This is a genomic window from Scytonema hofmannii PCC 7110 (assembly GCF_000346485.2).
GTDB classification, from domain to species: Bacteria; Cyanobacteriota; Cyanobacteriia; order Cyanobacteriales; family Nostocaceae; genus Scytonema; species Scytonema hofmannii.
In genome coordinates, this window is sequence record NZ_KQ976357.1 from 1 (window position 1) to 20,578 (window position 20,578).

25 protein-coding genes are annotated in these 20,578 nt (G+C 45.5%); 13 read left to right on the top strand and 12 right to left on the bottom strand.

Going from position 1 to position 20,578, the window contains the following annotated elements:
• Positions 1-226: 226 nt before the first annotated feature.
• From WA1_RS51435 to WA1_RS51460, 6 genes are all read left to right on the top strand, one after another.
• Complete coding sequence (locus tag WA1_RS51435; protein WP_017750111.1) at positions 227-478, top strand: hypothetical protein; 252 nt, start codon at positions 227-229, stop codon at positions 476-478.
• Positions 479-521: 43 nt separating this feature from the next.
• Entirely contained in the window at positions 522-755 is a 234-nt protein-coding gene (locus tag WA1_RS51440) for a hypothetical protein (RefSeq protein WP_017750110.1), read from the top strand.
• Positions 756-844: 89 nt separating this feature from the next.
• Positions 845-1,132: a hypothetical protein gene (locus WA1_RS51445; RefSeq protein WP_017750109.1), complete on the top strand. Its 288-nt coding sequence runs from the start codon at positions 845-847 to the stop codon at positions 1,130-1,132.
• An 11-nt stretch (positions 1,133-1,143) separates the two neighbouring features.
• Positions 1,144-1,569, top strand: a complete 426-nt coding sequence (locus WA1_RS51450) for a hypothetical protein (RefSeq protein ID WP_017750108.1) — start codon at positions 1,144-1,146, stop codon at positions 1,567-1,569.
• 15 nt (positions 1,570-1,584) lie between these two features.
• A complete protein-coding gene (locus WA1_RS51455; protein ID WP_017750107.1) occupies positions 1,585-2,292 on the top strand; it encodes a hypothetical protein in 708 nt (235 codons plus the stop codon).
• A gap of 66 nt (positions 2,293-2,358) precedes the next feature.
• Positions 2,359-4,245, top strand: coding sequence for a hypothetical protein (locus tag WA1_RS51460; RefSeq protein WP_017750106.1), 1,887 nt, complete (start codon positions 2,359-2,361; stop codon positions 4,243-4,245).
• A 265-nt stretch (positions 4,246-4,510) separates the two neighbouring features.
• Here WA1_RS51460 and WA1_RS51465 read toward each other — a convergent pair whose 3' ends face one another.
• Together WA1_RS51465 and WA1_RS51470 are read right to left on the bottom strand one after the other, a co-directional pair.
• Positions 4,511-4,942, bottom strand: coding sequence for a hypothetical protein (locus WA1_RS51465; RefSeq protein WP_017750105.1), 432 nt, complete (start codon positions 4,940-4,942; stop codon positions 4,511-4,513).
• A 128-nt stretch (positions 4,943-5,070) separates the two neighbouring features.
• Entirely contained in the window at positions 5,071-5,586 is a 516-nt protein-coding gene (locus WA1_RS51470; protein WP_017750104.1) for a hypothetical protein, read from the bottom strand.
• A 193-nt stretch (positions 5,587-5,779) separates the two neighbouring features.
• Here WA1_RS51470 and WA1_RS51475 point away from each other — a divergent pair, with 193 nt between their 5' ends.
• From WA1_RS51475 to WA1_RS51490, 4 genes are all read left to right on the top strand, one after another.
• The gene (locus tag WA1_RS51475; protein ID WP_017750103.1) at positions 5,780-6,373 is read left to right on the top strand and encodes a hypothetical protein; all 594 of its coding nucleotides are present in this window, start codon (positions 5,780-5,782) and stop codon (positions 6,371-6,373) included.
• A gap of 147 nt (positions 6,374-6,520) precedes the next feature.
• A complete protein-coding gene (locus WA1_RS51480; protein WP_017750102.1) occupies positions 6,521-7,423 on the top strand; it encodes a hypothetical protein in 903 nt (300 codons plus the stop codon).
• Positions 7,424-7,551: 128 nt separating this feature from the next.
• Entirely contained in the window at positions 7,552-8,106 is a 555-nt protein-coding gene (locus WA1_RS51485) for a hypothetical protein (RefSeq protein WP_017750101.1), read from the top strand.
• 87 nt (positions 8,107-8,193) lie between these two features.
• Positions 8,194-9,216 carry a tyrosine-type recombinase/integrase gene (locus WA1_RS51490; RefSeq protein ID WP_017750100.1) on the top strand — a complete coding sequence of 341 codons (1,023 nt, stop codon included), beginning with the start codon at positions 8,194-8,196 and terminating at the stop codon, positions 9,214-9,216.
• Positions 9,217-9,346: 130 nt separating this feature from the next.
• On the opposite strand, the gene WA1_RS51495 is transcribed toward WA1_RS51490, so the two are convergent.
• Together WA1_RS51495 and WA1_RS51500 are read right to left on the bottom strand one after the other, a co-directional pair.
• A complete protein-coding gene (locus WA1_RS51495) occupies positions 9,347-9,961 on the bottom strand; it encodes a cation efflux transmembrane domain-containing protein (RefSeq protein ID WP_017750099.1) in 615 nt (204 codons plus the stop codon).
• Positions 9,962-10,044: 83 nt separating this feature from the next.
• The gene (locus WA1_RS51500) at positions 10,045-10,410 is read right to left on the bottom strand and encodes an ArsR/SmtB family transcription factor (RefSeq protein WP_017750098.1); all 366 of its coding nucleotides are present in this window, start codon (positions 10,408-10,410) and stop codon (positions 10,045-10,047) included.
• 140 nt (positions 10,411-10,550) lie between these two features.
• On the opposite strand from WA1_RS51500, the gene WA1_RS51505 reads away from it, so the two are divergent.
• Entirely contained in the window at positions 10,551-11,162 is a 612-nt protein-coding gene (locus WA1_RS51505) for a helix-turn-helix domain-containing protein (RefSeq protein WP_017750097.1), read from the top strand.
• 135 nt (positions 11,163-11,297) lie between these two features.
• Here WA1_RS51505 and WA1_RS51510 read toward each other — a convergent pair whose 3' ends face one another.
• The 8 genes from WA1_RS51510 to WA1_RS51540 all read right to left on the bottom strand — a co-directional run bounded on the left by WA1_RS51510 (position 11,298) and on the right by WA1_RS51540 (position 18,333).
• Positions 11,298-11,657: a hypothetical protein gene (locus WA1_RS51510; RefSeq protein ID WP_017750096.1), complete on the bottom strand. Its 360-nt coding sequence runs from the start codon at positions 11,655-11,657 to the stop codon at positions 11,298-11,300.
• On the bottom strand, positions 11,657-12,208 hold the full coding sequence (locus tag WA1_RS51515) for a hypothetical protein (protein ID WP_017750095.1): 552 nt from the start codon (positions 12,206-12,208) through the stop codon (positions 11,657-11,659). The genes WA1_RS51510 and WA1_RS51515 overlap by 1 nt, the downstream gene beginning before the upstream one ends.
• Before the next feature lie 662 nt (positions 12,209-12,870).
• The gene (locus WA1_RS51520; protein WP_017750093.1) at positions 12,871-16,062 is read right to left on the bottom strand and encodes a DUF3987 domain-containing protein; all 3,192 of its coding nucleotides are present in this window, start codon (positions 16,060-16,062) and stop codon (positions 12,871-12,873) included.
• A gap of 267 nt (positions 16,063-16,329) precedes the next feature.
• Positions 16,330-16,569 (bottom strand): hypothetical protein, encoded by a 240-nt coding sequence (locus tag WA1_RS51525; RefSeq protein WP_148663106.1) that lies wholly within the window; start codon positions 16,567-16,569, stop codon positions 16,330-16,332.
• 279 nt (positions 16,570-16,848) lie between these two features.
• Positions 16,849-16,980 carry a hypothetical protein gene (locus WA1_RS61220; protein ID WP_017750091.1) on the bottom strand — a complete coding sequence of 44 codons (132 nt, stop codon included), beginning with the start codon at positions 16,978-16,980 and terminating at the stop codon, positions 16,849-16,851.
• A complete protein-coding gene (locus tag WA1_RS51530; RefSeq protein WP_017750090.1) occupies positions 16,977-17,207 on the bottom strand; it encodes a hypothetical protein in 231 nt (76 codons plus the stop codon). The genes WA1_RS61220 and WA1_RS51530 overlap by 4 nt, the downstream gene beginning before the upstream one ends.
• A gap of 6 nt (positions 17,208-17,213) precedes the next feature.
• Complete coding sequence (locus WA1_RS51535; protein WP_017750089.1) at positions 17,214-17,891, bottom strand: hypothetical protein; 678 nt, start codon at positions 17,889-17,891, stop codon at positions 17,214-17,216.
• Positions 17,878-18,333: a hypothetical protein gene (locus tag WA1_RS51540; RefSeq protein WP_148663107.1), complete on the bottom strand. Its 456-nt coding sequence runs from the start codon at positions 18,331-18,333 to the stop codon at positions 17,878-17,880. Before WA1_RS51540 ends, WA1_RS51535 begins: the two co-directional genes overlap by 14 nt.
• 364 nt (positions 18,334-18,697) lie before the next feature.
• Between WA1_RS51540 and WA1_RS51545 the strand changes: the two genes are divergently transcribed.
• Both WA1_RS51545 and WA1_RS51550 read left to right on the top strand, forming a co-directional pair.
• Positions 18,698-18,898 (top strand): ribbon-helix-helix domain-containing protein, encoded by a 201-nt coding sequence (locus WA1_RS51545; protein ID WP_017750087.1) that lies wholly within the window; start codon positions 18,698-18,700, stop codon positions 18,896-18,898.
• Positions 18,899-19,154: 256 nt separating this feature from the next.
• Positions 19,155-20,501, top strand: coding sequence for a ParM/StbA family protein (locus WA1_RS51550; RefSeq protein WP_017750086.1), 1,347 nt, complete (start codon positions 19,155-19,157; stop codon positions 20,499-20,501).
• Positions 20,502-20,578 lie beyond the last annotated feature (77 nt).

Genomic DNA, 20,578 nt, shown 5'->3' on the forward strand with positions numbered 1-20,578 from the left:
TCTGCTTATATTAGACCCTTGTTGAGTAACTAATCAATTCTTATCTTGCTGTTTTCTGACTTTTTCAGCAAGCCCTAATTACAACGTACCTGTAGAGCTAGCCCCAACAATCAGAATGCTTGCGGCAATGGACGGGCAAGAACCAGCTTACTGGCTCAGAAAAGCCCTAGAAAAAGTTGTCAGAGAACGACTTGAACAAGACAGGCAGAGTGCTTAAGGAGAATGCATGATACTTGATTGTACCTACTTTCGTGGTAGTACTTCCCGCTACACCATACAGGGCGAGCGCGGTGAGTGGAAATATTCGTATTCAACAGACGAGGGTAGAGGCAAACGCTACGTCTTTTATCGATTTGCAAGCAATGACCCTAACAGGCGAGTCACGCGATCGCTATCTCAACAACAAGTTAAAGCCAAGGTATCAAAAATAGCATCAACCATTGACCTAACCAAGTTTGAGGCTTTCAACAATCAATAAAGGTTGTACAAATTTGTGCAACCTATTAATAGCGAGGACTGTGATGGAACGCCAACTGACAAGAGAGCAACTAAACTTTTTAACTTCGGTGCAAGCGATAGACGACTGGCATTGCGAAGCATTCCAAAAAGTGGTGCAAGAGCATCATTTTTTAGCCCCATCAGAGCAAGTTGTTGAGGGAGCAATTCAATTTCTGTCAATGCTCAGTATTGACCAAATCGTTGAATTGCAAATGGCGCTCGATATTTTTGGAGCCATAGTTGGGGAAATTGTTTGAGATGGAGGGCATCGCCCGCCGTGGAAAGTAGGCGATTGCCTCCAACAGGATGTGTCTACCAATAAACACAACAACACAAGGATAACACTATGAAACCCGTAGGATACTACGTGTCATCTGATGACAGCACATTGATTGATGAGATGATTGATTACTTTGGCAACCAATTTCAAAACATGACCCCAACAGAAAAGTGTTGGTTGCTGTACCGGATTGGCTTTCATCTATGGATGCACGATGCAGATGGAGAAGGGGTGAGAGATGAAGTTGAAAACGCCATGAATCGTATAGAGCAAGAACTTTCAGCACCGGAACGACTAAGCCTAATGGATGCTCTAGTCAATCAACTAAAAGTGACTTTAAGACATATGCTCTAGATGAGGAAAAGATGGTGTACAAGAAACAAATCGGATTGGGGTTTGTGGGTGTAGCCATCTGTGCAATGCCCGTAATTCTGCCTCTAATCCCTCAAATTGGTGCATATGCAGAGGCAGAACGAGTCAAGGCAGAGATGGAATTGCGATCGCAAAACTTAAGAACATCTGAAGAATTCGAGCGCGAGCGGATCTCCGAACGTGCCAAGACATCAGAGGAATTGTACAAAGCTGGATTAGCCCCTAATGCAACCAAGCTTAGGATGAGACGCTACTTTGACAACTCAAGACGAGATCCCAAGCCAGATACAACGGGCTGGGGATTTGACGAAGTTGTTTATGTTTACGACTCAGCAGGTCGGTGCATTGGACGGATTGAGCAGAATCAGTGGTTGTGGAAACACAAGTACGAGAATGCCTGTGACGGTAGACCTAGTTAATTTTGAGGAAAATTTATGGCTTTTAGTTCAGATAACGCTAAGGGAAGTGGTTCTAGTGATAAAGGCAAACAACCACCACGGTCATTTGGTCAGATTATTGACACGATCGCAAAGTGGTTAGTGACAGTCTTCACTTTACCAATTCGATTCTCAGCTGCAATTGTTTCCCAATTCGTGGCGAACGGCGGCGCTGGTCGTGCGGCTGTAGGTGGGTTGCTTTTTATTATGGGCAGTGCCATCAGCGCTGATTCAATATGGCAAACAGTGTTCCAACAACGTCCGATTTTCCCGTGGTTTGAGACTGAGTGGAGTTGGTTTAACGTTCCCGCCGCCGTTTTTAATCCATTCTTCTACCTGGCTTTTCTTCTTGCCGTAGGGTTGCAGGTAGTTGAAGCCTACGCTCTACGTGGTAAAAACCCAGATTCAGCAAGGAGAGAACTCCAAGACCACATGGTCTATGACCTCGAATCCAAACCAAGTGGAAAGATTGACCTAGTGTCGGAGATGTGGAAGGACTACAAAACAGCAGGTATGCGCGATCGCAACACGACCGGGCTAATCAGTTTGACAATCTGGGTATTTGACCTGGTAACAACTTTTGCGGCTCGCAATCCGTTCTCTTACACCGTGCCAATGACCATTATTTTGTGCATCTTATTTAACATCGGTACAATGCTAGCTGGTGAGATTGGATTTGCAATTTGGCGACTAACCAAAGACTAAAACAGTATCCCCAAGGTGTGACGACCTTGGGGACTGCTCAATTGTAAGGATACAACTGAGGAACTTATGGAAAATAATATCCCAAAAATTACCACACTCGAAACCGAACACTTACGTAGTTTTTATCCTTCTCTCTCGCATCTTGAAGCTGGAAGAGTTGCTGAATGGTTACAAGAACGCAAAGACCAACTGTTAGAGCAAGCACAGACCGCAGAAAACGAAGCAGATGCAACCCGCGTACTGGGGTTGTTAGCAGCTGGTGTTGGTACAGTCTGTTATGCTGTTAATCCGTTCATGCTGCTTGGTGGAATGATTGGAGGCGCGGCATGGTTGTGGTTTGTGGTCGAACACTATGCCCGTACCAAAGACATTTCCCCACTCCCCTTTGTACGCGGCAATTTCTTAGATGCTTTATCACGGGCTGGAGACTACGACGCAAGACAGGATTACAAAATTAACCACCTAGCCGAAACAATTAAGTTTCTACCACGGCACGACGCTCAAGAGTATGTATTTCTTTACTCTGACTACTTTGAGACGGTTATCGATTACCTGAGTCAGGTAGAACCAGGAAAGCGCTTCTATGCCTATCGCTGGTTACTGGGGTGGTTTGAAAAGTTCTCTGGGCGATCGCTACCCAAAAAAGACCAACTAGACACCCACCTACAGACCGTCACCATTGACAGTAGGGTGAAAGTTGAGGAGGTGCGAGCAATTCAAGAAACCGTGGTTCCTCGGTTTGTGGACTTGCCAAAACCCAACCTTGTAGACCTACCCCACGCGCAAAACCAACCAGTCCTAAACGCAAGCAACGAGATATTACCCGCCAACTTGGGTTCAATGCCTCTAGACGGGCGAGCTAACGCTGTAATTAATGCCCTGCAACTAAGCAATTTCAAAATTGATGAAATGATGGGTTCACAAATAATTGCGATCGCAGGAACTCAAAGAGGGGGTAAGGGGACTTTAGCCGCAATACTGGCAATACTTTCTAAGGCAATTGACCCCAACCTAAACACGCAATATTTCACAGCAGGTGTGGATGTTTACCCCTTTGCTTGTAAGTTGCATTCTGCCCTTAAGTATTCTGGTAAAGATGCTGACACAGCAGATAAATTTGTAGCTCAGGATTTATTGAGGTTCCTTAAGGGGCTAGATGGGTGCGAGCCATACAGCCACAAAAACCTGTTACTAGTTATTGATGAAGCCATGCGGCTACTTTCTTTACTTGAGGAATCAGATCGCACTTGGGCAATTCAATATTTACTTTCTCGGTTCGCTAAGACTGGTGGAACGCTCATTATTGTTCTGCATGGTAGCAATTTAACTTCAGTTGTGGGCAGAGCAACCGCAGGGCTAGCAGATACATTCAAGCAAGGGGTGTCATTCATTGGGTGTGTGGCTAAGTCTGTAAATGCTGGAGGCTTGCGAAAGATTAATGTTGCTAGTGGCGAGTACTTTAAAGCCAATCCTGACAACTTCGGAACCCCAATTAAAGGAGGGGAGTTGGGTGCAGTCCCCGAATGGTTAAAGACAGAATTGCATCCAGGCAACGGACAACCAGATCCAGCCAGGACGCTACTTAAATTCTTCCCAGAGTTACACCAACATCACACAGCTTCCCCCGCTCCGTCTCCCTCTCCCATCCCACAAGGTGAAAAACTTGCCCCCAAAGATGCGATCGCACATCTTGAAAGTGCTTTCAAAATAGAAGCATCTGAGCCTGAGATTATCGAAGTGGACGAACCGATTGAAGACTCTTGTTTAACAAAAATTGTGGAGATTGTAGACTCTGCGATCGCAAAACCAGTGAAGTTTGAAGCAATCCGGAATAGTCGGAAATGGGATGGGAATAAGCCAGGAACCAAGCAGCTTAGAAAAGCTCTCATCTTACTTGTTGAAACCAAGAAACTGCATGGCAACGAAGAGCATGGGTATGAAACAAACTCTTAATTACTATTAGAAACAAATGAAAGAACTACAACCGTGCAGTGTTTGCGGATTTCACTTTGAAAGATTGCATCAAGGTATTTGTGTTGCTTGCCATGCGTACAATATTTCCAAATTGCCCCAATGGCAGCAAGCTCAACTTTCTGAAATCCGAAAAAGGATATTAACCAAAAGGAGAAGGCTTCGCTAACAACTAACCCCTAGTACAACAGTAGTACTAGGGGTTAGTTGTTGCAGCACTGCCCTAGTCATCGTAACGTTACGATAACTACTCCTGTAAGTTTTGTTTTTTCAACCACTCAACAAGGTCGTAGTCCTTATAACCGCTCTCCACTTCCAAGCCAATATTGTCCGCCCTTGTGGCATACCAATCATCTCGTAATTGCCCAGCGTTCAGGCGCTTGAAGATTTGGAATCCACAGCGTTGGGCGATCGCTTTGAGAGAAACCCAAAATTCATCCTGAGAGATTCGTTTTTCTTTCCTTTTGGCAACAACTTCATCAACCAGTGGTGCAGCTGTGCCGTCTGGAGGTGGGGTATAGGGTTTGGGTTTCGCCTCCCCCTCTCCCCTAGCAATCCGTAGCACTTGGCTTAAATCTCTCAAGGCATCCTTATAGCGTCCAAGCTCCAAGCTTTCTTGTGCAAACTGTACCCACTCTATCAATTGCTCTCTGTTGGGTATAGAAGCAGGTGTAGACATTGGTACAGAAATTTCCGCAATAAATCGGTCAAGTGCTTCAGCTATGCGTTCTTTCTTCTCTGGAGCTTTAGCAAGTCGCCAGTTCTTGAGTACTCTACCCTTTGCTGCCTGTAATTTTTCCCCGTCAGTTATGCTGCTTTCTGACGGGGTAGTGAGTTTTTTCGGAGTTCCGCCAGTTCGTTTCTTACGGCAAGTAGCTCTGTCTGTAACCCCGCTATTTGCAAGTTTTGCTCATTGAGTAGCGATCGCAACTCATCAATTTCTGGTTGCCTAATTGGTTGCTTAGAAACCGTGTCTGTTACTGACGCTGTGGTTGCTGAATCAACCTTCTTCTCAACTGGCTTCCTAATAGTTTCAGCAACCGCTTTTAAGGTTGCTAAATCAACCGAATCGGGTCTAGCAATGGAACGCCGCACAACCTTACCTGCAACCTTCTTAACGGCGTACCAGTAAACGCTACCAGTGTAGATTTCGCGTCTAGCGCGGTAGCTGTTATCGCCACACTCAAACCTAAATGAGGTGTTATCCTCGACCATCAACCATTCCCGGAACTGGGGAGAATCAATGGGGAATTGTTCGCCTTCTCCATTGTCAAAAGTTCCAGTATCGGCGTAGGCGATCGCTTCTGTGTTTTGCTTCGGCATAATCAACTCTAATCAACTATAGAGTACCTTATCACCGCAAACTGAATTAATCAACCATAGAGCGGTTAATGATGTTTTCTAATCAACCTACAAAAACGCTAATAGTAAATAGTACTTTTGTACCTTTAAGTTGATTATTTAGGTTGCTTAAATAGAACTAACAACAGTTAACTAATCAACCTGAGATTCAACCATGCAAGACATACTCAACAACCTAGTTCTCATCATTGCGATCGCCTTCACTGCCCTAATGGCTATGGATTTCATCGCTGGATTAGTCGCCCTTACCACAAGCACCCCTACTCCTCAACCACCAACAAAGAAAACCCTTACCGAAATCATGAACAGACCTGAAATAACACCCTCCGATGTACAACAGCAGGAACTAGACCAGCTAGAAGAGTTGTTTGTACCTACACCCAAAACACAAGCTTTGGGACAACTGTTACTTGAAGAGTACAACGCCGAAAACAAGCAGTACTGGGAACAGTGGCACAGGACTTTTGATGCGGTACGTGCCAATCTACGAAATTTTCCCAAAAACAGCAAAGTAACTGTCTCTACAGGATTTACTACCTCAAATTTTCCAAAAATTGACACAGTAAATGAAATGCCCGTTCTGAGCAGCTTTGAGGGCATCGACTACGAAACAATGCTGCACACCAATTGGACAACCGCGACACCTCTCAGCTGTGACCCTTGTAACTTTCAGTTCTGTCCGCTACCTGAGCCAGTTGTAGCGACCACACCGAAGCGCAAGCGTGGTAGACCTCGCAAGGTTGCTTAATTTCAAAAACAAGGGGTTGCGTAAATTTGTGCAACCCTCTCCAACCACCGTTACAGAAAAATTTCCATAACGAAGCGCTGTCAACCTACCACAGCGACAGCGCCCAAAAAAAATCAACCGCACGTTTTTTTAAAAAGAAGTACCACTATGTTTAGCACAAAAATCAATTCCATCGAATCCCAGATCCAAGCATTAACAGAACAACTGAACCAATACCGCACCCTGGAAGCTGAATTAGAGCAAGCCTTGGGGGCGATCGCACGCCTGCGCGAATCTGCAACCAAGTTTGATGCCGATGTTGAGGATGAGGTATCACAAGCATTGGTGCAAGCTGTAGGCGCTAGCCAATGGGTGAATCTGGTAGAGGATGACACCTCCGAATGGGGAGTAGATGAGGAACCGGAAATCACCCTTACGGGTTCGGCACTTCCTTTAAGTCGGGGAACCCGCCCAACGGAGTGCCTCACAGAAGTTGAAGCGCGGGAATCCATCTTGCCACCAGACCTGCCACAGCAAATCCTAAAGTGCAAGACTTGGGAAGAGATGAGAGCGCTCGCCCTGACACATCCAGAAGCGTTAGTGGAAGCAATGAGACGGGAACCAGCACTTGAGCGAAATTTGCCCGGTCAAATTGCAATTTATATCAATATTGTGGGTAAGGCAGCTGAAAAAGACCTCTATAGCATCCCCACAGTCCTTGCGGATTCAGTTAGAGCTTTGCTTGCCAGCCCAAACCTAACCAGCACGGTAAAACCCGCTTCTGATATACCTTACGGTGAGATCCAAGAGACTGCACGGCGACTCTACGACCTACGGACTTGGGCGCAAATTCGGGGTGTGTTGCAAGGTTTTGCTCCAGCAACTAAATGCGAAATTTTGAAAGAGTTTGCGATCGCAGCTTCAAACAAGACCAAGATTAAATTTTTGGAGAGCTTACCCACGCTGATTGCCAAGTATTGCAGTGATAAGAGCGATCGCACCGACCTTGATTGGTTGCCTGGAACTGTGGCAAGGAAGGTCGAAGAGTTGTTGGGACAAGCAGCTGCTTAATGTACTAATTATGTAGTACAAACACTGGGAAACCTCTTCCCAGTGACCACCCTTCGGGTTCACCACTTTGGCGGGACGGAAACCGACACCGCCAAGTGGATTCACCAACCACTAACCACTAATAGCCAATGACCAACGATACAGCACAGCTGCTAGCAGCATTGACCCGTCAAGAAGAATTGCTCAAACGCCTCATAACCGCTCTGGACAAGCCCAAGCTAGGACTCCACAACGACGCTGGCAGCTGCAAAATCTATTGCAACAGACAGCACGGACATCTTTGGTACAGTCTGGACGGCGATCGCAACCCCAAACCTATTACCGCAACTGCTCTAACTGGATACCTCAAAGAACTGAAGTTTGAGCAGACCGAAAGACGCGGTAAACCCTGCCACAAGCTACTAGCCACCATTGCAGCTGATAGGGTCTATATCTTGGAAAGTGGACACGATACCCACTTCAGCAAAGGACTTCTAGTGGCAGTGGCACTCATGACCCCTCAACAGCTGCTCTCACCAGTGACAATCATGCCTGCACCCGGTGACGATGACAGCGTATTGTTCTGTCGGGTCTGGTGTGGGTCTGAGTACATCAAGGTGTCCTATGATGAGTCGGTGAACTGGAGGGAGATTGCAAAAGCAGCCTTGGCAAATGTGAAAACTGCAAATGAAATGCCGTTTTAAATTTACACCCCATCACCCCCAGATGGGGTTAAATAATGCCAGTGTTATCGGAAAGGAAATTTATCGATATCGTACTGAGTGATTTATATGCAATATCAAGAGATGCCAGATACTGATATTTCTATCACGCAATTGACAGCCTCCCTTAATGCGAAAATTGAAAGGCACTTCCAAACACTTGACACCGATCCAGATGTGTTAGCTCAGCTGCTTGCCGATAAACGATCGCCCAATACCAGAAAAGCATACGAGAAAGATATCAACGACTTCTTCCAAACCATGACGGGTCACAAAGCTACTACTGACAGCGTACTAGAATTCCTTCACCTAGAGGAAAAGCAAGCGGTTGCTGTGGTTTTGAAGTACAAGGCGAAACTCATGTCCGGTGAAGGCAGAAAAGCACCTCTAGCAGAAGCGACCATCAACCGTAGGTTAGCTGCCCTCAAGAACTTGGTAGACATGGGCAGAAAGTTGGGTGTATGCAACTACTCACTTAACAATGTCTCAGGCGAGAAGGTTCAGCACTACCGAGACACAACCGGAATTGACCCAAAAGCTTTTGAAACCGTTTTGCAGCAGTGCGATCGCGGTAGCATTGCTGGCAAGCGTAACTATGCTCTGTTGCGATTGTTGTGGGGCAATGCTTTGAGAAGGAATGAAGTTAGCCAGCTTAACGTTGGCGACTTTGACCCAGCTAGTAAGACACTGCGTATTCTGGGTAAAGGACGCGGTACTCAATCCGAAGTGATTGACCTGGGAACCGCCACAACTGACGCGATCGCTGATTGGCTGTACTATCGTGGTAGTACATCGTCAACTGACCCTCTGTTTATTTCCCTAGACTTTGCCAACCAGGGACACAGGCTCACTGGTGACGGTATTCGTAAGACAGTTGTAAGACTTTGCTCACAGGCTGGCATCAAAAAGGTAGTCTCTCCCCACAGAATCAGGCATTCGGCTATCACAGCTGCACTGGACGCTACTGATGGCAATGTGAGGAAAGTACAAAAACTCAGCAGGCACAAGCAAGTCAACACCTTGCTGATTTATGATGACAACCGCTCAAAAGCACAGCAAGAAATCACTGACTTGCTGGATGGTATGTTTTGAGGGCGATCGCCCTCACACCTTCTAGCTCCTAGTCACAACTTCAAAGCTACATAGCACGCTGGTGAGTTTGGTGTTCGGGTAACGCAATCTGCCAAATGATGTCAATACTGCTGTTTGACGCCTGCTACATCTAAGCTTGCTGTAATATTCTCCAAGACTGCAAAAGAACCAAACCAGCAGATTTTGCAAACACGAATGTGAGCAGAAGACCCACAATGAAATCAGGTAACAAGGAACCTGTTAGGAATACCAATCCTGCCGCTCCAAGAACAGAAGTGTTTGCAATAATGTCATTGCGGGAACAAAGCCATACCGACGACATATTGATGTTGTCGTTTCTGTGCCTAGTTAGCAGGTATAAACAAAGTAGATTAGCCAGCAGTGCGATTAACCCCACAGCACTCATAACCCTAACTTCTGGCGTTGTCCCAACAAATAGCTGATACCAAGCTCTAGCGAATACAGCTACGGCTGATAGAAACATAATGATCCCCTTTAACAGTGCAGATCCAGCCTGTGCCTTACTTCCTTTGTTAATGACATACAGACTGGTGGCATAAACCAAAGCGTCCCCCAACATATCAAGCGAATCTCCTGTTAGCGAAAGAGAGGCTGACTTAATCCCAGCACCCAATTCCACGAAGAACATCACAGAGTTTATCAGCAAAACAGTCCAGAGGACTTTACTCTGCTGTTTTCTGAGATTACTTAGTTCACAAGCTTTGTTTTGGCAGCAATCACCCATAACCTAGCACTCCATTAATCAAACATTCAAACCAATGTTAGAATGTTTGGACAACAAATGGAAATGTTTACGTAATCAAAAAATTACCTGGCAATCTGCTTGAGGACGGAGTTAAGAATGTCACTAACACGCTGGTCTTTTAGTGAGTAGTAAGCCAGCTTGCCATCGTTTCTGTACTTAAGTATCTTCAGGTCACGCAGTTTCCGTAAATGATGAGATGCAACTGCCACCTTAACCCCAAGCATTGATGCCACATCACAAACGCAAAGTTCTCGACCGTCACCCAGCGCATAAACGATTTTCAACCGAGATTTATCTGCTAGAGCACTCAAGAGCACATGAGCATCTTCCAGTATCTCATCCCCTGGCAATTCGTCACAGACTTGCGCTACTAAGTCCGTGTTAAAGCATCGTACTTGACAAACATCATCTAATTTTGGCTTGGTCACGAACTTCTACAGTATTAGCATTTATGGAAACAGTTTCAGTCTAGCGGTTTTAGTTGCCGTTCCAATACTCTCTTTATCACATCCTTGCCAAATCCCGCCAAAAGGTGACAATAGTATCTTGCGGGGTTTGGCGAGTTTTTATGAACAAGCAAGAGGCAGCAGAATTCCTTGGGGTCAGTGTCCGATCGCTAGAACGTTTCGTCCAGCAAGGAAAAATCAGCGTTCGGTATGAGAAAGGTAAAACACGACCTACAGCCAATTTTGATGAAACGGAACTGGCAGCATTTAAGGAAGAACTGAATCAGCCTAGTTACAAACCTGCTGTAGAATCTTGCCAAATAGCGTCAGTGGAACACGGGCAGAAAGATACAGCAGATTCCCAGACTGAGGACTTGGCGGATTTTGACGAAAACCCGACAGAAGTATCTCGCCAAATCACGACAGTTGAACACAGCCAGCAAGATACAGAAGTTTACCGGGTTGGCGAGATTGCGGAATTTGGCGAGAATCCATCGGTTATTGAACGGTTGTCAGCAGTCATCGAAGCAATGCTTACCAGAACTGGGGATGACCGCGTTCGCGTAGGTGAAAAGTTGCTGCTAACCATTGCTGAGGCTCAAGAGTTAACCGGGTTACCTCGCCAACTTCTGAGAGATGCCATTACAGAAGGAACTCTCAAAGCCAAGGTCATTGGTAGAAGTTGGCGGATTAAGCGATCGGACCTGGAAGAATTCGTGGATAAGCTGTTTTGAAACTCGCGCTGAGGTCGCAAGTTAGCGCAAATCAGCGCGAACTTATGCACAAAAACCCCGACTTGGCGAGTGCTGGGGTTTTGCTTTGACCACACGTTTTTTTGACTGCATGATATCAAGCTTTTCGCTCTTGAGTCAATCGGTATCCCTCAAAGCATCGATCGCAATTCGTAGCTCGCCAACAATTTTTACAGAAGCCGCGATCGCCAATATCATTTCAGCGTTTTCTTTTGTCGCCGCGAGCGAGAACCGGCGTCTCATTTCTATAAGCGCTGCATTCAAGCAAGCAGTCGCATTTACACTCCATTGCTCCTGCAAAATTTTTCGTTTTTGCCCGACAATGCCCGTCAAAACTGGATCTTCAGTAGCCCGCTTTCTGTATCTTTCAATACTTCTTACCGATACTCCCCAACGTGCCGAAAGCTGAACGTCGGTGTAATAGTCAGATTCAGCTAAAATTTGTGCGACTACTTCATCTGGGATTTTCGCTGGCATTAGTCTTGGTTGTTCTCAATAATCGCCTCAAAACTACGCCGCAAATGTTCCCTAACATCGTCCATCCCATTTTTAGCGACTTCCAATACTTGCGGCGGTGCGACCTCTAATCTTATCAAAATGACGATCGCGTCCATAAAGTCCATCCTTTGGTTTCCCCATCGCTCAGGGTATTTGCACTTGAGATACCACATATCATTAGATGGATTTGAGGTTTCTTCTGTGATTATCTCAACTGGAACCATATTGCCGTTTTCATCCAAACGACGCTTGGTTTTGATAACTTGCGATCGCTCTGTCCCAGCCAAGATCCGTCTTATTGCATCCGATTCTGCTTGAGCCTCAGCAATGTCAACCTCGGATGCAAAGGCTGCATAAAGCTTGTTTTGTGGTCGATTGCTGCTAGTTCCTCTACCCCTAGCAAGCCACTCTTTACCAGTACTTTCTGGTACACCATTGAGGCGACAAGCAACTGAGAAGTAGCTGCCTTGTCTTATCGCTTCAACTATTTTTTGTTGTATCTCTGGGGTTAACTTAGTTTTTCTGGGCATTGTGGTTTACTCCTATTCTTCGGGGTCATCGTCTAATTCTGGTTCCATGTCTGTGCCTCCTGTACAGATGTACCTATCTTCGTTGCGATCGCACCCACAGGTCAAGCACCTTGGGATTTCTCAGGATTTTTGATTTCTCTGCCCTGAACTCTTGCAATTTTGCGACTACCTTAAGATTTCTTAAGATTTTTGATTTCCCCCTCATTTGCCCTCTTTATGCATTCAGATGGAGAATGGTGGCTGATAGCTGAAGGTTGCACAAATTTGTACAACCTTTGGCAATGGACGCTTATTGTAGGTACATTTACGTATTTTCTCGCTCGCTGGCAGATGCACGGATAGCCAGCTTTTTTATGTCGCGTCCGCGATCTCGGTAATGGTTTCTTCCTCATTGGTTCTCTTAGACTTCTCTGCCCTCAACTCTTGTAATCTTGCTTGTGCCTTATGATTTCTTATGAGAGCCGCCGAGTTCTCCATTAACTACCTCTTTATTTTCATGCAAAATCTATGCTACAATTTTGGGGAAGGGGATGGTGTCTCTACAATTCACCACCCGTAGTATTGCAAAACATTGTTATAACGCCACTTTTTACGCGACAATTCCCGCCAAGACAGTTAATTCCCATGAGCAGGCAGAACGTCATGGGAATTTTGTTCTTTGTTCATGAAGCCTTTTGTTTGCTCAAAATCCACTCGGAACTACCGCCAGCAATACGAGCGCTGACAGAACATTTCTTCTTGTCGCGGTATTCAACGATGCAGCCCAAAAACCAGCCTTGCTCGATTTCAATCTGAATCACAGTTGCCGTGACCTCCCACTTGTTAGTTGCGTGGGTCAGGGTGGGGTAACACTTAATGCGATCGCCCACTTTCAGAGAAAAACCCAACGGTTTGAGCGACTCATCAGTAGGTCTATCGTAGACATTTTCACTATCGTAGACGGGGGTGTCTACGATTTTGTCTACGGTTGTTTGTCCTTTAGTAGTAAGGGTTTCAGACGAATCGTAGACATCGTAGACGGGGGTGTTATTTTCGGGTTTTTTTACTTCGCTTGGGCGGTTAGTAGAAGTTGGTTCATTCAATCCAGTTAGTGAAGGCGAGTTTTCTTTTTCTGCAAAATCGTCTATTGTGTCTACGATGTCTACGATAGGGTTGAAAGCATTGATTTTATTACTATTTGAACCGTCTACGATTCCGTCTACGATTCCGTCTACGATGTCTACGATAGGAGTGAAAAACCAAGATTTTTTATCTTTTTCAACTTTCCCGTAGCCCATGACTTCTAATTCCCTGAAACAATCAAGTGCTTGAGAATTGGATTTGATAGCACGAATTGCTTGATTAGCCGCAGTTGCCGATAACCTCCCCTTGGATTGAGCCAGTTGCAGGATTTTGGCAAGCAGCGCTGGTAACTCGCCCAATTCCGCCTTGCTGTCAGCGTGGAGCATCTTGATTTGCCCGATGTAAAACTCAGCTAGCGCGATCGCTTGGTTCATCGTTAAGAGTGAAATCTCATCGTAGACAGGGGTGTCTATTCTGTCTACGCTAGTTTTGATGACATGGAGATTTAACGCTAACCGACCTATGCAGCCCTCCATCTTGGAATAAACAGCCCTCATCCCTGGTTGTGGATGGCTTACCCGCATCTGCTCAAGCTGGTTATAGACTCCCTGGTAGCGCTTGAACGCCGCCCGTGAAAGTCTGTATTCGCACTGTGGCAACGAAGCAATGTGACGATAGCACCCTGCAAGCAACTCTCTGAGATTAATATCAGCGCTGTCATCTGGCAATTGCGATGCTGCCAATGGTTGATTGACAAACAGAAACCTTGCCCAATACCCATCAGCGTCTCTCAGGTCTTTAGTGTGTTCCTTCAATACATCTGGCTGAATGCCACCAAAAATGGAAACGTAAATTCGCTCAATGTCAACTTTGATTCCAGTAGCACGTAGAACAGTTTGACCAAGACCATCGTAGTAGGAGAGTATATCTTGTTTGTCTGACCCTTTACCACCTCGGTACTGGTTAGCTGAATTGAACAGCCCAGCCAATTCGTCAATTAGGGCAAACATTGGTTTATAAGGGGTTTCCTGTGCCTGAGTTTTAATCCCTTCTCCAGTGGCATCTGTGAAAAAATAAACGGGCATCCCTGGTTTTTTCGGTTTGGGTTCATCGCCAGGTTCTTTCTCCCACTCAGCTAATTCCTGTTCGTATTGTATCAATTGTTGCTCGTAATTTTCGAGAGCTTCGTTTTGAAGAACTCTCAGAGGTTTTTTGATTAAAGTTTTGTAAACGGGTGATTTCTTCTGTCCACTTTCGCCGACCACTGCTGAGAACAGAATGGGTGGTACAGAAAAGTCCATCCCTCTGTGAATCACTAGTTCTGTCCCAACTGGATGTAGGGTAGAAGCTGTGGTCAGTACTGCTGTCAGTGCTACAGATTGAGGGATATTCAGCCACTTACACCACAGCTTGAGTGGTTCAGCTAGTTGTTTGGGCAGAAAGTCAGCTAAGTCTAAAGAATCGTCCGGAAGGGCTAGCAATTCGTTGATTTCTTGCCGTCTCTCCTGTCTACCTTCCTCCACATCTAAATCTTGGCGCAGCAGGTTGGCGATCGCCTCAATCTCTTTGGGCTGAGTATTGGTCTGTTTACCCAACTCCAGTAGAGCAAGTTTCTCCCCAGATGCTCCCAGACCGCGTGAGATGATTTCCAGAATGCGATCGCGCAAGCTCAATTCTCCTATCGGTGGCTGTCCTCCACCAGCCAAGTGCATATCAGCTGTGAAAATTCGGTGGTCAGGTACCAATTGCTGCCGTCGATAGGAGTTGATGCAATTTTGTATCGCGTCATCGGTCAGTGTCGCTGTTGGGTTGTCTCCTTCGGCAGACCGCCAAATAGTATCCGATTCAAAGTCATCCAAGGGGGGGCTACATCTAGAGCAATAGGTGTCAAACAGTTGTCTAGGGTCTCCCTCATATTTATGCCCCAAGTAAGTTATTCTCGCCGCAGTGCCAATAATATTACGGGCAAGCTTTGCGCCACTCAAGTTGCGGCTACCTTCACCTATGCCATTGTCAATTAGCTGTCTATCATCTTTGGTTAAGCAGTTATAGAGCGGGATGTCATCAAAAGTGGTGCGAGGTTCAAAGTTCAAAGGTCTCTGTCGCTTTGAATCTTGCTTTGGTGCTGGCACAGATGACCTCAATTCCTCAAAACTGTAGCGCTTTCCCGTGTCAAGAATGATTGTTGAAGGATGGATACCGTTCGCAATCGAAATATGGTTACAACCAGCGAGCCTCATTACTCTTGATGGATTCTTGATTGCGCGATCGCCGTCGGAGTACTCCAGTAAGTCACTTTGTAGTTTTTTCCAATGCTCAACATCAGTCAAAGGAGTCTCAAAAATCCAGTAACTATGGATTGACTTTCCGCCAGAGTCCACCTGTAAGCTGGGTTGAGGTAAACCCAACCTTTGCCACAATTCACGTTGCAACTCTCTATCTAGATTGTCATGCTCGTAAAAAATGGCACGGCACTGTTTTACGTCTTCATCTTTGTGTCCACCACCATTGACTACCAGGTAGACACCTTTACCCTCATGCTGCCACCTATAAGTAATCTCAATTAGTCGATCCAGCGACCTTACTTGCTGTTTGCGTCCAAGGTCTGTTGCCTTGCGCGGATCGTCACTAGGGAAGAATCCTCTAAGATATACCGTGTCCCCTTTTTTATATCCAAGCGCTTTTAGGTGTTGTGCTACTTGATTTCTGTCTATCTCAAAGTCAATCCGATCTGTATTATCCGAAGTCGTTTCGGTTATGCTATTATTATTGGTCGTTGTTGCTCTCTCCATGGTATTTCTCCTCACTGGTGGAGAGGCAACTTTTCAGAGTCAAACTACGGGCAAGTAGTCAAGGCTCTACTATGCGTAGTAGTATTAAAGTATGTTTTCTAAATATGGGGATTGAATCCCCTATAGTGTTGGTGGCTCTGAAAAGTCACCTCATTTTTTTTGAACGTTGTCTAGATTATCACGTTTTGGTGTTTCAAACCCGCGCTGCATCAAGCGTTTAGTCTTTTATACATAAAGGTAGTGCAAATTTGTGCAGCCCTTGGCGTATTATGCTGCCTCACTGTTGAGTGGTAGGAGGCGCTTGACTGCACGATAAAAACTGCGCTCAGGAATGCCCCATTCTTTGCAAAATTCCCGAACTGAACCACGCTTTTCAAACGAGGATTCAAGTTGCAAGCATTTGACCAACCCCTCAATGTAAAAATCAATTGAGATTTTCCTCTGCTTGTATGCCTCCTTCAAAATTTCTGGGCTAATCTCCCAGCAATGTTTTGGTTTTGCACGCATATCTCCCATCTCCCATCTCCTTCTCTGCACCTACTATAATCTTTCCTGTGCCATATTGGCAGACTCCTACTATGAAATCTTGAAGCGCTTAACCATGCAGGACATAAGTTTCCGCTATCGGATGTCTGCTTAACATGGGTTACTTTGTGCTGAATGCTACAGGTGATAAATCGAGCTATTGAATGAATTTGTAGGTTGAAAAAATTTTTACAGCCTTTTGGGCGGTGGCAAAGCCAATCGCACTCACATTTAATAGATGGAAGTTAGCTCTAATTAGCGCTAACTTGTAGGTGGGCTGCTACCGCCCGAAGCGATTGCTGCTGTATTGTTTTGTTGCTGGTTGGCTACTCGTTCAAGAATCGCTTCTATCCGGTCTAGCCTATTGCTAGGTGGTTCTGAGGTGTTGGTCATTCTACATCCTTTACTGTAAAACCTTTGCTGCATTTTTGAATTAACAACCAACGGTCAGAGTCTACTACCGTTACCGCCTTGCCTGAGCAAATATTCCCAAATGCAATCAAAGTTTTGCTGAGTCTAATTCTTAGTGCTTGCTGATGCTCATCACTCAATTGCTCTAAGCGATCGTCAATGTCGTTCAGCCGTGCGTTGATATCTTCTGATTGGTTAGCGTTGGTCATTTGTCCTCATACCCAAGCTGCTTGTTCAATTGGTTCATAATTATGAATGGTGACCAAACGCATAGGAATCTTTGGCGCATCTGGGTAAAGCGTGAATTCAACCATTTCAAAACTACTGCTAAACTGTGCCGCCGGAGTCCAAGGTAATGCAGCCCGGTAATTATTCCAGCTCGTTAGCCGCGATCGCCACAACTCTCGCTTTAAATCCTCCAAGCTATCCGGTTGCCACAGAGTTGTTAGATCCAATTGACAAGCGTAGTCTCTGGGACGTTGAAGCATTGCCAGCAACGGGGCATTAGCAAAACGCTGTATATCTTCGTTACGACCAGTCATCCCGACCAGTGACATCGGTTTTTCTGATTCTTGCATTTGCGCCAAAATCCGCAAATCGGCAGCGTCGTAATTAAAATTCATACCAAATATCATTGGTGTCACAATTGGTGACGGGGCTGGTGTTTCGTTATCATCAGCCATTGCTGCCAAGATTTTAAACGGGCGCTGGCAATTCTCCCAAATAATCTTGGCAGATTTAAATTTTAGGTTAGCGATCGCTAGTGCCAATTGTTCGGATGCAGTGTCAGCTAGTTCCGTCGCTTCTGATTGGCTTGGCGCTTGGATGGTTAAAGTGTCCTTGCCAATCAATACTTTCCAGTCGGGAGAGTGTAAATACTCAAGTGGTTCCATTAGTTTGCTTTTTAGGTGTTTGTGATTTTTTAGGGAAACTTTTATCACGCAATTCAATTACGTATTCTTCATCTAAATCTAAGTTGTGGGCTAACTTGGTAAGATCAGAAGCGTTGGGCTTTTCTCCTGCCATCAGCGCAACTAGCCGCTCTGGCTTAATGCATTTCATCTCTATAAGTTTTTGATAATTATCTTTGACTAGCTGAGCGATGGTTTGATTCTCATTAGGTGCAGGGGTAGTTTCTTTTGGGGGTAGGCGTTGGTATAGTTTGCTCATCACTTCCGTAACTTCTAAAGAGTACTTGGCAGCGATCGCTTCGCTAATAATGCGCTCAATAATATTGCTGGTGCTCCTACCCTCTTCGGTCGCCCACATCTCAAGATATTTTCTAGCCTCCTCGGTACAACTAAACATCATCCTTGGTCGTCTTGATTTCCCCATAAACGGCTACAAATATCAGCAAGTGTCTACAGCTTTTAGTCTACTCTTTCTTTGTTCGCTCCGAAAACAAAAAAAGTTTCAGAATGTTGTTGACACTTATTGAATCTTTCATTTACTATAGCAAGTGTGGAGGGAAAAGACAACTGAAACGCTCTCCACACAAAGATTTCAACCCACGGCATACACTGTATGGCTGTGCCATATCTGCACGGCTATCGGTTGTTTGCAATCCGAACCTTGACAATTAAATCGCTGACCGACCACTTAACCAAGAGATAGGGGACACATGGAATGTAACGGGGCAAGCCTTTCTATAGGTTATTTACTGCCACTAGGCAGCAAACAGCTTATATAAAGGAGCTTCATGGCTACAACGACTGACCGTGATAGATACCGTCCTAGAATCATGTTTGTGTGCGATCGCGAAGTTGCAGACCTCTTGCAACAGTGGGCGAACCAAGAAAACCGGACACGCTCCAACTTGACTGAGACATTGGTCAAAGAAGCCATACAGCACAGGTTGTCTAAGTCTATCGAATCTGCCACACCGACAAAATGCGGGTAGCAAAAATACCTAGTTATGTTTCTGTTTGTTTCGGTTCCGTGTTTCAGATCTGTTTCAGACCTGTTTCTGAAACTGTTTCTGTTTCGTGTTTCGACGGTTTCATCAATGTTTCGGCAGTCCGAAACAGTCAGAAACAAGCCTACAGCACTTAAACAGTTTTTAGAAACGCGAGAGTCGAAATTGTAATAAACACAACTTGTCTACTTAGTCTGTCCTGTGTGACAGTTGCGAGAATTTTTAATAAGGAGGAAAGTCAATGCCACGCAAAAAGGGCGAAACAGCAATACAAGCAGCAGTAGAAGTACAAGAATCCCAATTCGGAGATGTGACAGTTGAAAATGCACAGATTACCGCAGAGACAGAGCCTACGGAGGACACGGAGAAAGCAGCTAAGACCAAGAAGCCGAGGGTTAGCCAGCCCAAGAAAAAAGTAACGCTGGCAATTGATGCAGCTAGAAGCACCAAGAAATATATTGCCTTCCTTGATGGAAAAGCTGTGACCGATGTAATCCGCTCGGATTCCTTAATATGCCAGGTTGACAGCTCGCCCTTTGGGGAATTGGGTTCATTTTCCATGAGTCGGGGCAAGGGTGAAGACGGCAAGGAGCTTATAGAGCACTGGGTTGTGGGTGATTCTGCTCGGTTCCAGGGCAAGCCCTACATTGCGATGACCGATGACCCAAACCACAAAATTACATATTTCCCTATCTTGCTTTTGGGTGCTCTAGCCCGACTTCACACCCTTTACGACCTCTCCAGTGGCGCAAGCGAGAAGAACAGGTCACTGTACTTGCAATTGACCACGCTCTCTCTAGCTCACCCTTCACAGTTGTTTGAGTCAGTCAAGCAAATTAAGTGGCTCAAAGTTGATGGCATTAAATACAAGCTCAATTTTGATAAAGCGGGCTTTACTGGACTTCCAGAAGGCTACGGCGCGGCTTTGCACGCTCAGCAACAACTAGATAAACTCAAGCATCCAACCTTTTATGTTTTTGACATAGGGTTCGGAACATCAACTGTGACCGAGTATTCAAACCTAGGCAAGCTGCCTAAACGCGGAGCTTGTACTCCAAACGGAGGTGGAGGAATTGCTACTTTAATTCGGGAGTTTGCTGAGGCTACTAGCCAAAAAGATTCTTCCAAATTAATCAAGTCCTCTCAGTTAAGAAAAGTTTTGGAAACCTCAGAATGGCAGAATGAAAAACCTATTGCAAAAGCACCAGACGGCTCAGAAATAGGTGATGTACTCGCGATCGCTATCAAGAACTGGCTTCGTGACAGTCCGGTAGCCTATGCCTTAGAAAGTTTAAGCGTGATAGGACGACAACACCCCATAGTGGTTGCTGGTGGTGGATTCTCAATTCCCCCAGTCCGCGAAATGGTTCAAGCTGAGTTATTCAAAGCTGGAGTTCCAAAAGACAACCTAATCATTCCAGAAAACCCAGGGATTGTGTCACTAGCCGAACTCAAAAGGCTTTACGCGACAAACCCAGAACAAGCCCCTGAACTAGAAACCCTGGAAGATCGAGAAGCATTAATCGACCAATCAGCCATAGATCCATTAAATGCGGGAGATATCAGTAATGAACAAAAAGCGGCTTAATTAGGGCTTGCTGAAAAAGAAAAAAAGGAGACAGTCTCTAAATTCTCAGACTATAGAAGTATATTCAGGTGCAAGAG

Bases quoted from the DNA above. Each gene is read 5' to 3' on its own strand.
- WA1_RS51435 (WP_017750111.1), top strand. From the start codon at position 227: ATGATACTTGATTGTACCTACTTTCGTGGTAGTACTTCCCGCTACACC.
- WA1_RS51440 (WP_017750110.1), top strand. From the start codon at position 522: ATGGAACGCCAACTGACAAGAGAGCAACTAAACTTTTTAACTTCGGTG.
- WA1_RS51445 (WP_017750109.1), top strand. From the start codon at position 845: ATGAAACCCGTAGGATACTACGTGTCATCTGATGACAGCACATTGATT.
- WA1_RS51450 (WP_017750108.1), top strand. From the start codon at position 1,144: ATGGTGTACAAGAAACAAATCGGATTGGGGTTTGTGGGTGTAGCCATC.
- WA1_RS51455 (WP_017750107.1), top strand. From the start codon at position 1,585: ATGGCTTTTAGTTCAGATAACGCTAAGGGAAGTGGTTCTAGTGATAAA.
- WA1_RS51460 (WP_017750106.1), top strand. From the start codon at position 2,359: ATGGAAAATAATATCCCAAAAATTACCACACTCGAAACCGAACACTTA.
- WA1_RS51465 (WP_017750105.1), bottom strand. From the start codon at position 4,942: ATGTCTACACCTGCTTCTATACCCAACAGAGAGCAATTGATAGAGTGG.
- WA1_RS51470 (WP_017750104.1), bottom strand. From the start codon at position 5,586: ATGCCGAAGCAAAACACAGAAGCGATCGCCTACGCCGATACTGGAACT.
- WA1_RS51475 (WP_017750103.1), top strand. From the start codon at position 5,780: ATGCAAGACATACTCAACAACCTAGTTCTCATCATTGCGATCGCCTTC.
- WA1_RS51480 (WP_017750102.1), top strand. From the start codon at position 6,521: ATGTTTAGCACAAAAATCAATTCCATCGAATCCCAGATCCAAGCATTA.
- WA1_RS51485 (WP_017750101.1), top strand. From the start codon at position 7,552: ATGACCAACGATACAGCACAGCTGCTAGCAGCATTGACCCGTCAAGAA.
- WA1_RS51490 (WP_017750100.1), top strand. From the start codon at position 8,194: ATGCAATATCAAGAGATGCCAGATACTGATATTTCTATCACGCAATTG.
- WA1_RS51495 (WP_017750099.1), bottom strand. From the start codon at position 9,961: ATGGGTGATTGCTGCCAAAACAAAGCTTGTGAACTAAGTAATCTCAGA.
- WA1_RS51505 (WP_017750097.1), top strand. From the start codon at position 10,551: ATGAACAAGCAAGAGGCAGCAGAATTCCTTGGGGTCAGTGTCCGATCG.
- WA1_RS51510 (WP_017750096.1), bottom strand. From the start codon at position 11,657: ATGCCAGCGAAAATCCCAGATGAAGTAGTCGCACAAATTTTAGCTGAA.
- WA1_RS51515 (WP_017750095.1), bottom strand. From the start codon at position 12,208: ATGCCCAGAAAAACTAAGTTAACCCCAGAGATACAACAAAAAATAGTT.
- WA1_RS51520 (WP_017750093.1), bottom strand. From the start codon at position 16,062: ATGGAGAGAGCAACAACGACCAATAATAATAGCATAACCGAAACGACT.
- WA1_RS51525 (WP_148663106.1), bottom strand. From the start codon at position 16,569: ATGCGTGCAAAACCAAAACATTGCTGGGAGATTAGCCCAGAAATTTTG.
- WA1_RS61220 (WP_017750091.1), bottom strand. From the start codon at position 16,980: ATGACCAACACCTCAGAACCACCTAGCAATAGGCTAGACCGGATAGAA.
- WA1_RS51530 (WP_017750090.1), bottom strand. From the start codon at position 17,207: ATGACCAACGCTAACCAATCAGAAGATATCAACGCACGGCTGAACGAC.
- WA1_RS51535 (WP_017750089.1), bottom strand. From the start codon at position 17,891: ATGGAACCACTTGAGTATTTACACTCTCCCGACTGGAAAGTATTGATT.
- WA1_RS51540 (WP_148663107.1), bottom strand. From the start codon at position 18,333: ATGGGGAAATCAAGACGACCAAGGATGATGTTTAGTTGTACCGAGGAG.
- WA1_RS51545 (WP_017750087.1), top strand. From the start codon at position 18,698: ATGGCTACAACGACTGACCGTGATAGATACCGTCCTAGAATCATGTTT.
- WA1_RS51550 (WP_017750086.1), top strand. From the start codon at position 19,155: ATGCCACGCAAAAAGGGCGAAACAGCAATACAAGCAGCAGTAGAAGTA.